At 50.1% G+C, this 12,304-nt stretch carries 8 protein-coding genes and 1 pseudogene; 4 read left to right on the forward strand and 5 right to left on the reverse strand.

Annotated elements, in window-relative coordinates; translation table 11 throughout:
* Nucleotides 1-34: 34 nt before the first annotated feature.
* Together NL510_RS09755 and rluE are read right to left on the reverse strand one after the other, a co-directional pair.
* Nucleotides 35-509, reverse strand: a pseudogene (locus NL510_RS09755) (NUDIX hydrolase).
* Nucleotides 510-518: 9 nt separating this feature from the next.
* Entirely contained in the window at nt 519-1,136 is a 618-nt protein-coding gene (rluE, locus tag NL510_RS09760; RefSeq protein WP_253384084.1) for a 23S rRNA pseudouridine(2457) synthase RluE, read from the reverse strand.
* 411 nt (nt 1,137-1,547) lie between these two features.
* Between rluE and NL510_RS09765 the strand changes: the two genes are divergently transcribed.
* Together NL510_RS09765 and NL510_RS09770 are read left to right on the forward strand one after the other, a co-directional pair.
* Nucleotides 1,548-2,171: a DsbA family protein gene (locus NL510_RS09765; RefSeq protein ID WP_253384086.1), complete on the forward strand. Its 624-nt coding sequence runs from the start codon at nt 1,548-1,550 to the stop codon at nt 2,169-2,171.
* A gap of 116 nt (nt 2,172-2,287) precedes the next feature.
* Nucleotides 2,288-3,100, forward strand: a complete 813-nt coding sequence (locus tag NL510_RS09770; protein WP_253384088.1) for a pentapeptide repeat-containing protein — start codon at nt 2,288-2,290, stop codon at nt 3,098-3,100.
* 54 nt (nt 3,101-3,154) lie between these two features.
* Here the strand turns inward: NL510_RS09770 and NL510_RS09775 are convergent, their stop codons facing one another.
* The 3 genes from NL510_RS09775 to NL510_RS09785 form a co-directional block, all read right to left on the reverse strand.
* The gene (locus NL510_RS09775; protein WP_436299131.1) at nt 3,155-6,448 is read right to left on the reverse strand and encodes an autotransporter outer membrane beta-barrel domain-containing protein; all 3,294 of its coding nucleotides are present in this window, start codon (nt 6,446-6,448) and stop codon (nt 3,155-3,157) included.
* 411 nt (nt 6,449-6,859) lie between these two features.
* Nucleotides 6,860-7,942 (reverse strand): hypothetical protein, encoded by a 1,083-nt coding sequence (locus tag NL510_RS09780; protein ID WP_253384092.1) that lies wholly within the window; start codon nt 7,940-7,942, stop codon nt 6,860-6,862.
* Nucleotides 7,943-8,114: 172 nt separating this feature from the next.
* Complete coding sequence (locus NL510_RS09785) at nt 8,115-8,939, reverse strand: hypothetical protein (RefSeq protein WP_253384095.1); 825 nt, start codon at nt 8,937-8,939, stop codon at nt 8,115-8,117.
* Between the two features lie 996 nt (nt 8,940-9,935).
* Here NL510_RS09785 and NL510_RS09790 point away from each other — a divergent pair.
* On the forward strand, nt 9,936-12,071 hold the full coding sequence (locus NL510_RS09790) for an inverse autotransporter beta domain-containing protein (RefSeq protein WP_253384097.1): 2,136 nt from the start codon (nt 9,936-9,938) through the stop codon (nt 12,069-12,071).
* Between the two features lie 82 nt (nt 12,072-12,153).
* Nucleotides 12,154-12,279 (forward strand): hypothetical protein, encoded by a 126-nt coding sequence (locus NL510_RS22795; protein WP_301308596.1) that lies wholly within the window; start codon nt 12,154-12,156, stop codon nt 12,277-12,279.
* Nucleotides 12,280-12,304 lie beyond the last annotated feature (25 nt).

The raw sequence follows: 12,304 nt of genomic DNA on the forward strand, positions 1-12,304 counted from the left end.
CTCACGACATTGAACTTCAAGGCGGCGTATTCTATCACGCGCCCCCACCATTGGCACCCTCTGTAAACGGCCAGTGAAATTCGCCGATGACATCGAGCGGCAAGCGCGCGGCAGACTGCCAGCAGCGAATGCTTTCGGCAACCAGCGGCGAGCGCAGGTTTGGCGCGTTGAGGATCGTTTCAGCTGTTACCCACAGGCAGCGATCGATATCGTCATCGTGGGGTTCAGTGGCGCACATTTCGCTAAGCTCAATGGCGAACAGGAAGCGCAGGAAAGGGGTGTGATCGGGGGCAATCCACTGATGCATGCGGATAAAATGCTGTGGCTCGGCGCGTATGCCCGTTTCTTCCCACAGTTCGCGTTTTTGCCGCCTGTAGCAGCGTTTCGTTTGCTTCAAGGTGACCGGCGGGCTGGTTCCAGAGAGCCTTACCGTTGATGCTCTCTTCTACCACCAGAAATTTACCCTGAGCATGAACCACGCAGGCGACCGTAACATGAGGTTTGAACATAATGTCTCCTTAAGGGGCAACGTCTCGCCATTCGCCGTTTGCCAGCGAATCCAGCGTGTAATTGCCCATGGCATAGCGAATAAGGCGCAGGGTAGGGAAGCCGACATGGGCAGTCATCCGTCGAACCTGCCGGTTACGACCTTCATAAAGGGTGATCTTGAGCCAGCTAGTCGGAATGGTTTTGCGTTCGCGAATGGCGGGGTTGCGCGGCCATAGCCATTCCGGCTCGCTGACGCGTTCGATTCCGGCAGGCAACGTTGGGCCATCGTTTAAGGTGATACCGTTGCGTAATTGCGCCAGTGTGTCTTCTTCAGGCTCGCCTTCGATCTGCACGAAGTAAATTTTACCAGTACGTTTGCCCGGTTGGGTAAGTTTTGCCTGCAACGCCCCATCGTTGGTTAAGACCAGAAGCCCCTCGCTATCCCTGTCCAGCCGCCCTGCGGCGTAAACCCCCTGTACGGGAATAAAATCCTTTAGCGTCCTGCGCCCGGCCTCGTCGGTGAACTGCGGCAACACATCGAAGGGTTTATTGAACAGAATAACTCGCGTCGGCTGGGATTCTTGCGCTTTTCTGGCATCGCGTGGTGGGCTGTACCTTCCACACCGGTGGTTTCGAACATTACGCATAAACTGCCTCCTCAACGCGATAAAAGTATCAAATCGGTGTGTGTTGTTATTGGGTACATACGTAACTCGTTAATAAAGGGTCAAAACACCCGAAAACTCACCCCCGTAAAGTGGATAAGCCTATTTTACATCGATTAGGGCGACCTGATAAGCAATGCAGTATAAATTGTATGATTATTGTTAATCAGGTGAACGGCGTATGGTGGCGCTATGTGTAGGGGATATTATTACGCCAACTGATGTGGTTGACATATTCTGCCTGTAGACTAAAGAGATTTTTTGTTATGTCTTTTAACCTCGAAAATGGATGTTCTCCCGCCACAACTCGCGACAACCGCATTAACCCTATCTTATTTGCCCTGTGATGCAGAACTATTTCTGCAAGGGAACCACTGTCAGAGGGATTTTCATATGGTCAAAAGTATTATAAGTGCGCTCATGCTATTGATCCTGCTCTCTTGTGAGTCTAATTCGGCAATTAAAGAGGGCAAACAATACGTTGTTTTACAAAATCCAGTTGCTGAAGCACCCCACGTTATCGCGTTCTTCTCATTTTATTGCGGGCCTTGCTATCAGTTTGCGCGGCAGTACCCGGTCAATGATGCCATTGAGCCTATCCTCCCTGCAGGCGAAAAGGTTATTAAATACCATGTAAGCGTAATGGGAAAACTGGGAAATCAGTTGACCGAAGCCTGGGCTATCGCGATGGTCATGGGCGTCAACGATACTGTTGAACTTCCGCTGTTTGAGTTAATGCAAAAAACGCAAGGCCCGGTCAGTCCCGATGACATTAAATTAATTTTCGCCCATGCAGGGGTGACGCCAGAGCAATACCAAAGCGCTCAACACAGTCTGGTAGTGAAGGCGAGAGTCGCGGAGCAGGATACGGCAATGCAAAAATTTTCGGTGTCGGGCACTCCTTCATATTATGTAAAGGGTCGTTATGGGGTTAACCATTCTGGCATTATTGCCGACACGCCGGAGGCGTATGTTGACAGTTTCGTCCAGGTGATAAGCTATCTGTTGAAGAGATAGGGGACCTCAATTCTCCACGCTGAATAACCGTTATGATGATCTGCTATAGGGTTTATACCTTATAGCGATTGCTTATCTTCGCAGATTACATTTAATTATCAATTAAGGGGTGTGGTATGACAAATTTAGAACCTGGTTCTACTCCTGTTCTGGCTAAGAAGGACGTAATATCACCCAGGGATGTCATTGACTGCATGATAAATATTTATAGATTGGGAGGGGTTACTCTGTCCAGTCGACAGCTTTATGCGCACGTCCTGAATTTGTTGGTGAAGGCACTCACTGAAACCAATAAAGATTTTTATAATAAAAAAGGGAAGTGTTTAAATCTTGATGATATAGGTGGCTGTAAGGTCTCCTTTGCATCTTGCGACCAAAAACCACACCATATTACCCTGGAAGTGGTTAAAGGCGCCTATATCGGGAGGGTTGATATTGACAAAAATGTATTTAATGAGGTGTGCCGAGCACTCAAAATACGACATGAATTAGCGTTAAAACAAATCCTGCCGGTCCTGACTCATAGCGGTAAAGTTAACTTATGCGGTGTCAACCTGAGTCACAGAAATTTGAAAGGAATGAATCTAAGAGATGTGGACTTAAGCGGAGCGACTTTAGTTAATACGGTGTTATCCGGAGCGGACCTCACCCGTGCGCTATTTTCGCATGCTAAGTTATCCTTTGGGGATTTTTCAGGTGCCCACGCCATCGGCACCATTTTTTTAAATTGCGATGCAAGTAACGCGATCTTCACTAATACGCATTTACCCCACGCTGTGTTTTCACACTCTGATTTATCTCATGCTGATTTTTCAGGCGCGGATCTCACGGGGGTCCGTCTGGAGAATAATATGATAAGCAAAGAATTTTTCATCCGCCTGGGGAAAGTGCCTGGAGCGCAAATGAAAAACATAATTTATCTTGACTGACCATAATATTTATTCAACTCTACCTTTTGCTATTTTTGTTCTCATCCTCAGATATCAGAAACGCCAGGTGGCTGAAAGATTACCGGCGATTGAGTTATAGCCAGAACGAGAGAATTCGCTTTCTATGCCGATGCCCAATTCCGCATCAGCGTTAATTTTATAGCTCATTCCAGCCTTAATCCCCAGAGCGTCACGGCCAGTCACCTGATTTATGCTATTAAACCCTGTGCTGCGATAGTTGGCGAAAGCGGCTTGTTGCACCAGGTGGTTATTCATCAGTTCATGGTCCCAGGTAAGCTGCGACGCAACTGAGATCGATGCGCCTGAAGCGAGCGGCGCATTCCAGTTACCCTTCATCCCGATACTCGATCGCAGAGAATCGTAGGTCTGGGAACTCAGCATCAGCCGACTGCCATCATTGCCGCTTTCCTGCACGGCAGGGCGATGTAATGTGGTGTAATTTAATGACGTTACCGGCCCGGCGTTCATATTATCAGTAAGCGCCCAACGATAGCCCCCGCCCGCCGAAAGAGAGCCTGACAATCCAGTCCAGCTTGCAGGGTGGGTTGTTCTGTAAGTTTCTACATAAATGCTTCGTTCCAGCCGGCTATCTTCAATGCCAAATCGACCATTGCCGAATAAATACATCCCTTCGGACCTTTCAACCCCGTAACGGGCATGAATACCAATATCGAAAGCAGTCGTTTTCCCGTTCGCGATTTCGGGTGATTTCACTGTTACCGATTGGCCGCTGACCGCACCATGGAAGCCATAAATCCAGTTAGGTTCTTGCTTTTTCTGTTTTTCAGCGCCGAACACCATGCCATAACTGCTGGCATCGTATCCTACGCTCCGCCCCTGGCGCTGCTGCCAGAAGCCGCCTCCAAAGGGTAGGGCAAAGCTGCGCCATTCGTCTTCCGCTGACGGCTTCGGCGTAACAATAAGATTACGGCCGTCGATGATCCGCGTTATCTGCTGTTCACGGTGAAGGGAACTGGAGAACATGGCGCTGTAAGCTTGCGCAGAGAGTTGCTGCAGGGCATTGCTGATACTTCCGCCATCAGCGGCTGAGAAATCCAGAGTACGGTACAGCGGTTGTATATCCGAATTGGCTTGCATCACAATGTTATCCAGCGCCAGCCCCACCTGCCGCGCATTATCGTCCTGCGCATACTGGCTGTACGCGTTGTCAGCGCGCCGCATCGAGAGCTGCCAGCCATTCTCTCCCTGTGGCGTTGTCTGTAGCGCCAGCGTGGGTGAGCGAAGCAAGCTGTTTACGGCACTGAATTCGCCGCTGTATGAGTCTGTTTTTAGCAAATCTTGTGAATCAAGCCGCCAGTTTGCCGCATACCAGTCCGGCTGTGGCGCAAACGTCAGTTGACCGTTAAATTGTGCGTGACCGTCCACTCGCAGAGTATCATGCCTACCGCGGCCGTCGACTTGCAGCAGTAACTGTCCGGAATCCTCCTGTTGAAAAGCGCCTGTTATTTTGATTTGCCCAAATGAATTGCCCGGTACCAGAATACCGTTATTTATAAAGCGTCCTTCTTCGCTCAGGATGTAGCTGCCGTTGCCGGATAGTATGGCACCGGGCGCGATAGTCATGCTGTAAATCTGAACGTCGCCATTAAGCGAGGTTTTACCTCCATGCGCGATCAGTGCCAGATTATTAATGCCTTTGATATTTCCATGGTAAGTAAAGCTGAAATCAGAATCAGTACTATCCGTCGCCTGCCCATGCGCATTGGCTTTTCGACCGAAGGTAAGCTGCGTCAACCGCTGTTGTCCGTAGGCATCCCGCTGGGCGTAGCCCGAGTAAATATCACCTTCCAGCCGGGCGCCATTTAATATGTTTATATTACCGACCAACGCATTTGGCGAAATATAAATCGCGGCACCTTTACCGACAACCCGCCCGCTAATGTCGGCATTGTCTACCAGAGCTCCCTGTAACTCGGGTAACAATACGTAGTTATTCCCGTACACAGTGTGGAGCCATGACCCACGATAGTCCACTTCGTTACCCAGAAGATTATTGCCAAAATCAAAACTGATAGCGACACCATTGGCTCCCTGAGCCTCAACATCACCACGCTGAATAAGGTTATGCTGTTTACCATAGGCAAACATTACTCCACGGCCATTCAACCCATCGGCGTAGATCCGTGTTCCGGGTTCGATGCTTAGGGTGTTATTTTGCCCATCGATACGGATACCCGCGCCGCCAGCTCCCTGTGTTAACAGATCCGCTAACTGAAAAATACGGTTATGACTGCCATACACATGCAGGCCAACCCCCAGCGTTGCGGTATTATATTGACCGGCCAGGTAGCCATTCCCCTGCTGGTTACGTAGAAAATAGCCATTGTGGTTATTGAAAGTTTGCCCATTGCCATATAACGAAAAACCGAAAAAATTACGTCGATCAATCTCATACCCCATGTCCTGTAGCAACGCCAGTTCCGCTTCCATAAAAGTTGTGTAATTGCGGTAATTTTGATGGCTCATCATGCTATTCTTCAGCTCGATATGGCTCATGTAGTTATCATCGACCCAACCGTAGTCTCCCAACATTTTGACCGGCACCCCAGGCATGGCGCCTGCAAGCACTTCATCTACGTAGCTACCGGTGAAATAGCCTTTATCAAGCCGTACATCAAAGCCTTGCGAATTCCATGGATTATTGCATCCATTACACAGTATTACTTGACCTGGTCGGGCTGGATTGCCATGCGCGTCGCGCAGATGGCTGGTCCAGAGGCCAAAAGGCTGAGTTTTGAACGCGGGCGTGTATGTGCCCCATCCCCGCAGGTCGCTGACCATATTGGATATTCCTAAACCATGGGCCAGTTCATGAATAGCGGCGTTGACCAAATCATTCTTTCCAGTACGGGGCAATTGTGAAGGCACATAGGGTATGTCGTCAAAATCCAGTTTGCCCATGATGAACTGGCCATGGGAGCCGAATGTCAGCGTTCCGGTATCAATGCCGTTCAAAGCCCCCTGTAGCTGCGTCAGGCTAATAACACCGTCATCTACTAAGGCGCTGGATCCCGCTGCATTGTGAACATCAAACGTACCGACATTGATAATAGCTGGCAACTGCCCCGGTATGGAGGAGATAACTTCAGCCCAGTAACGCATACCGTAGAGTATTTTTTGTTCCTGTAACGGAGCCAGATTCCAGGTTGACTCGGAAGGTTTCGGCCAATCCCGCATAAACGGCCCGTCGCCAACATCAAAGAAATGCACTTTAAATACAGCAATGTTTTGCGGATTATAGACCAGGTAGCATTCTCCAGCATATGAATTATAACAGGCTAATAAACCAGTAAATGCAGCCTTCATTAAAAACCTTTTCACATTAGCCCTCCTTGCACAACTAAAAAGAGTAAGTGCCTACGGTCGTCTAAATAACTTAATTTCTGATATCATTACATCACAAATAAATAAAAAGTTATCAGGTGATACCTCTAAGTAATTGATTATGACTAATATGTCGGTTCCGTCGCAATGAAACGCGATCGAGTGATCTACAGCGCACAGGTTCTGCGTTTAATTACATGAAAGGGGGGCAATGTTGCTCCCCTGGTAAGCAAAGAAGCAGGGTAGGGTGAAATACAGCGATGGTGCCGATGGGCGAGCGATAAATCATTGCTGAGAGTATGAACGTTATATTATGGGCCAATAACATTCCTATCTTGCTATGCTCCACAGCCTGAAAACCACAGCTGTGGAGGGGTCTACGAACTCTCAGTCTCACAGACTGGCTTTTATTCCAAAATAAGAGACGTTAACTAGCCCGGTATCATTGGACGCCATAAATGATGTCTTACTCTGATCGCTATTTACTGGGGTACGACGGTTCACAAAATTTATATCTCTTTCAAAGTTCTCTGCAACCTCGCCCAGCATTTTTGTGAATTCCTGAACTTCTGCCGGGGACGTGAACGGGAGCACACAAGAGTGTGTCTCACCCTTCCTGGTAACGATCTGTATCGTAGCGTTACAATCTATATCAGAGCCATACCAATTTTTCACATTGCTGAGCGCGCTTTTATAAGCCTCCAACCCTTTTTTGGTAATGTCATAACTTGAGATTGCATTAGTGACGTTCTCAGTAGCTAACTCTTTAGAGATGTTATCATTAAATGTATTTTGAGCACAGTTGAGAGTTTTTTCAACATGGTTGATAATTTTTTCACTATAGGGTTCCAGGTCTCTCCTGATGTCGTCATTTTTCCCGGCAAGAAATGTTTCGAGCAAAGAGGCCGCCTGTGAAGAATTATTTGGACTGAGAATTGATTTCAAGCGGTTATTGTTATCATCCCCGGCAGCCTGTTCGTCTTTTTGCATCATGGACGTTAACATGACCGCGGTTGTCTCGATCAGGACGTCTAGTGCGCAATTCTTTTCTTCTTCGGCCTTCATGAGTTTGTTGTTGTTTAAGTAAAATTTCACGTCCACTGACGCCAGGTCGTTCGTGTAAGGTGGATGTAGTGAACATTTGGTTTTATTTCCACTGATAATATCTTCTATGGACTGTGGTATTTCTTTCTTGAATTGTTGCACCGCAGGTAGCGCAGTAGTGAATGCGTCGGCGCGATTTAGCGTTATGTTTTCCCCGTAATAGATAAATGTGAAGATCCAGGAAAATAATTTTCGCACGGACGAATAAAGTTGGCTATGACAGCTATCAAACCGCTGCGCCATGGTATCTGCATCCATTTTTACTTTATCTAACAGTTCGCCTAAGGATATTTGCTCCGTTATATCGTTGGTAATATCGTCCCTTACAAGAAAGGTAGGATAAGTTGTCACAGGGCCTGATACTGGTGTCATGAGATTCTCCTCATTCGTTATTATTAATACTGTAGAAATTAAGCGATTTTCGTATCGCTTTCCGGCAGCATACTCATCTTCAATAATTCGCCAATCGCGGAACCGTTTTCTTCCGCTGGTAACCTGCGCATCGATGTTGTTTCCTTCGTGTTAATGCCGCAGCGTCCTGATATCAATCCTTAAAATGCGTTGCAAAAAAGGCATACGCGCTTTTCTTGTTAGCCTTTCCCAGCCCTCCCTCAGCGATAATCTGCTTTGCGTAGTAAGCTGCAAAACGACCACAATCGTTCCCATTTAACAGACCCTGCTCCCCTCGATGCTCAACCGTCACCGAAAAATCATTGCCTGTTAACCCATCGTTGCGAAAGATCTCTGTTATACGTTCCGCGCCGCCATAAAACAGATCGACAAATCCACCTTTGGAATCATGAAGAACTGCGTTTTGTATAGTGCGATTATTCATGTCGACTTCTAATAAGGTGAAATGCCCGCGTGGGCCAGAAAACGCATAAGTATTGCTCTGAGCTACAGGAATTAGCACCTTAATCTGACCTTGTGGAAACGCTGCAGTTAAGGCGTTATATGTTTGAAGAAATGATCGCCCGCCCGCCATATGTGCGGCGCAAGAACCAGACTCGGCCAGGTCATGCGCAGGCGCACAGATGATATAGGTGGTCCCGGCTGATTCTTTCACTCTGAACAGAGTCTGCTCCACCCCCCCCACAGTGAAGCTTCCGTTCTTTGTCCAGCCCTTATCTTCGGAAAAAATTCTGTCCAGGCACCGATTTAATTGTCCCGGAGAAAGCTTTTCCCCAAAAACACCAATGAGTTTGTTGAGGAATGTATGAAACCATGTACAAAATCCTCTGCTTTCCGGGGCGTTAACAACGTTGGCAAACTGCTGATGATCTTGTTGCATTAAAGGCGTTTTTTCGCTATCAGATAATGGTGTGAAATGAGCCAATGCTTGCGTACGTGATTCTGGTGGAATATGCATACTTAACCTCACGAATATTATTGACGGGAAGGTATAACGGGGCAGTTTTGTAAACCCACCAATCCGCAGGAGGGTATATCAATACCACCCGAATTGATGCAATTATCTGTCCATGGCCTTCTTATTCACAATAGGGGTATCTACTGATAATTGCCCGTTTTATTCTTTAAATCAATTGGATACACTTATGCGATGCGCAGCCTGGCACGCATGCCACGAGTGTGAGTGGCAAAAACATTTGAACTGCAATCCGCTTTTTCTTTTCCTGGCTAAATTGAATATTAAGAGCCAGCGCCAGATTTGATTAAATGAATTATCATTGATTTTAAAATCGACACTACAATGTAAAAGGAAATATTTCTCTCATAAAACGATTATTTGAACAGCGCATTTGTCAGTTACCGGCCTGGTCAGCAGCTGTTGCTATTCTGTTTGTCGTTTATGCCCGGCAAATCTGTTTGTCACCATGCGATTTGATTATATTTTACTCAGCGCAATGTTCTTATTTAAAGTTAGGTAAAGAAAGGCATTCCTGTGTAAGTCCGCCTTGCTCCCATTCAATTCCAGGGTTGCTTGAATGTTGAGAGGTGGCGGCCGCTCGGTCTGTCTGGCTGCTTTACAGTGAAGTGCATTTTTCAACCGGCATTAAACAGCCATGCAAAACATGCTCAGACAAGTCTATTCGTTTTCGCTATCACAGGCATGCGCAGGTGAAGTGATTAAGTTTTCCTGATTTATTGTCAGGAACCGTAATCTGATGAAGATTAATCATTTTTTACAGTGGTGCTCTTTTAAATTTAAGATAAATCAGGTTTAAGCATTCCTTTGCGGTGGGTATATCTCGCGTCGTTAATTCATGGCCGTGATGCGCTTTATTTTATCGTTATTATCCGCTGTCGCGGAAGTTGTATTTATTCATGCAGGAACGCCTGAACCCGCTTTTAAATAGTAAAAGTGGAACTATTCACAACCAGTTTAAGGGTGCCTTTAATCACAATGACCGCTTTCTCCCGTAATCTGCGTGTATTTGCCTGGCTGAATGCCGTTATTCAGGCGGCCTTTCCGCTTGCCGTGGCCTTCACCCCTGCCATCGCTGCGGCCTCAGAAAAGGGCCGCTTCCTGCAGCAGGCTGATACCACACCCCTGCGAACCCGGGTCTATACCCTGGCGGCAGGCGAAACCGTGGCTACCGTGGCAGAAAAATACAATATGAGCCCGGCGGCACTGCACAGGCTCAATCAGTTCCGCACGTTTACCCGCAGCTTTGAAAACCTGCAGCCGGGAGATGAACTGGATGTCCCCCTGTCGCCGCTGCCTGCGGTGCAGTGGCAGGGGCAGGACAGCCCGCCCGCAGATACGTCACAGGCGCAAAAAATGGCGGGCGTGGCCACGCAGGCCGGGCACTTTTTCGCGGATAATCCGGGGCGGGATGCGGCAGCCTCCCTGGCCCGGGGCGTGGCCTCCGGGGCCGCAGAAAAGGAAATTCAGCAGTGGCTTGGCCAGGCCGGCACCGCCCGCGTGCAGCTTAACACCGACAGAAATCTCTCCCTCAAAAACGCGCAGCTTGACCTGCTTGTCCCTTTGTCCGAACAAAAGGACAGTCTGGTTTTCACCCAGAGCAGCCTTCACCGCACCGATGACCGGGGCCAGGCGAACCTGGGCCTCGGGTATCGCTGGTTTGCGGGAGACTGGATGGTGGGGGGCAACACCTTCCTCGACTATGACCTCTCACGTGACCACGCCCGGCTGGGACTGGGCCTGGAATACGGGCGTGACTTCCTGAAGCTCAGTGCTAACAGCTACCACCGCCTGACGAACTGGAAAGATGCGCCGGAACTTGAGGATTATCAGGCGCGTCCGGCCAGCGGCTGGGATATCCGGGCGCAGGGGTGGCTGCCGGCGCTGCCACAGTTTGGGGCAACGCTGACCTGGGAGCAGTACTACGGCAATGAGGTGGCCCTGTCCGGAACGAATAACCGCCAGCGTAACCCGTATGCCCTTACCGGCGGCGTGAATTACACTCCCTTCCCGCTGTTAACCTTCAGCGCAGAGCAGATGCAGGGGAAATCGGGTAGTAATGACACCCGGCTCGGGGCCGGGGTGAATTATCAGCCGGGCGTTCCGTGGCGCCAGCAGATTAACCCGGAGGCGGTGGCGGGTTTACGCTCGCTGGCAGGCAGCCGCTATGACCTGGTGGAGCGCAACAATAATATTGTGCTGGAATACCGTAAAAAGACCGTTATTCATCTGCGCAGCGCAGGGCAGGTAACCGGCTTCGCGGGTGAACAGAAATCGCTGGGGGTGTCGGTCACCACCAGGCATGGCCTGGAGCGCATTGACTGGTCTGCCGCCCCGCTGCTTGCGGCCGGGGGGAAAATCGTGGAGAACGGTACGGACTGGGCGGTAGAGCTGCCGGCGTGGAACACCGCGCCTGATGGGGTAAACAGCTATACGCTGACCGCGGTGGCGGTGGACACGCGGGGTAATGTCTCAAACCAGAGCACCACCCGGGTGACGCTGCAGGCGCCGGAAGTCAGTACGATAAACAGTGAATTTACGCCAGCGGCGAGCACGCTGCCGGCAGATGGCAGCAGCGTCAGTGTACTGACGCTGAGCATCAGGGACGGCCAGGGGAAAGCAATGGACGTCGCGCCCGGGGAGGTGGAGGTAACGGCCTCCGGCGTGAAAAGTGCGTCGGTATCATCCCCATCACGTCAGGGGCCGGGTGTCTTTGAGGTGACCGTCACCGCCGGAGAAGATGCGGAAACGGTGCACCTGACGCCTGTGGTGCGGGGCGAATCCCTGGCCCCGGCGACGGTAGTGATTAATGACGTGTCCCCGGTACCCGACCGGTCCTCGCTGGAGGTGGACCGCAGCCATTACGTGGCGGGCGAGGAGATGATGCTGACGGTGACCCTGAAGGATGCGCAGAATCACCCGGTGACCGGGCAGGCAGCCGCGCTGACTGAGGAGGCAGTAACGGCGCCCGGTGCGACCCTGAAAGCCGGCAGCAACTGGACTGATAACGGTGACGGCAGCTACACGGCAACCTACACGGCAATGACGACCAGCAGCGGGAAACCGGGCCACGCTGACCCTGGCAGGCTGGAGTACGGGTTCGCAGTCCGGTGAGTATGCCATCACCGCCGACAGCCCGGCATCGGTAAACTCGGCCATCGGACTGGACAGCACGACCTATATTGCAGGTTCAGATATGACGGTGACGGTGACGCTGAAGGATGCGCAGGATAATCCTGTGAGCGGTCAGGCTGCCGCGCTGACCGCCGGGGCGGTAACGGTGCCCAACGCGACCTCTGAAAGCCGGCAGCAACTGGGCTGATAACGGTGACGGCAGCTACACGGCA

This window comes from unidentified bacterial endosymbiont (genome assembly GCF_918797525.1).
In the GTDB taxonomy this organism is placed as follows: domain Bacteria; phylum Pseudomonadota; class Gammaproteobacteria; order Enterobacterales; family Enterobacteriaceae; genus Enterobacter.

Coding starts and splice junctions, on each gene's coding strand:
- rluE (WP_253384084.1), bottom strand. CDS start 1,136: ATGCGTAATGTTCGAAACCACCGGTGTGGAAGGTACAGCCCACCACGC.
- NL510_RS09765 (WP_253384086.1), top strand. CDS start 1,548: ATGGTCAAAAGTATTATAAGTGCGCTCATGCTATTGATCCTGCTCTCT.
- NL510_RS09770 (WP_253384088.1), top strand. CDS start 2,288: ATGACAAATTTAGAACCTGGTTCTACTCCTGTTCTGGCTAAGAAGGAC.
- NL510_RS09775 (WP_436299131.1), bottom strand. CDS start 6,448: ATGAAGGCTGCATTTACTGGTTTATTAGCCTGTTATAATTCATATGCT.
- NL510_RS09780 (WP_253384092.1), bottom strand. CDS start 7,942: ATGACACCAGTATCAGGCCCTGTGACAACTTATCCTACCTTTCTTGTA.
- NL510_RS09785 (WP_253384095.1), bottom strand. CDS start 8,939: ATGCATATTCCACCAGAATCACGTACGCAAGCATTGGCTCATTTCACA.
- NL510_RS09790 (WP_253384097.1), top strand. CDS start 9,936: ATGACCGCTTTCTCCCGTAATCTGCGTGTATTTGCCTGGCTGAATGCC.
- NL510_RS22795 (WP_301308596.1), top strand. CDS start 12,154: ATGACGGTGACGGTGACGCTGAAGGATGCGCAGGATAATCCTGTGAGC.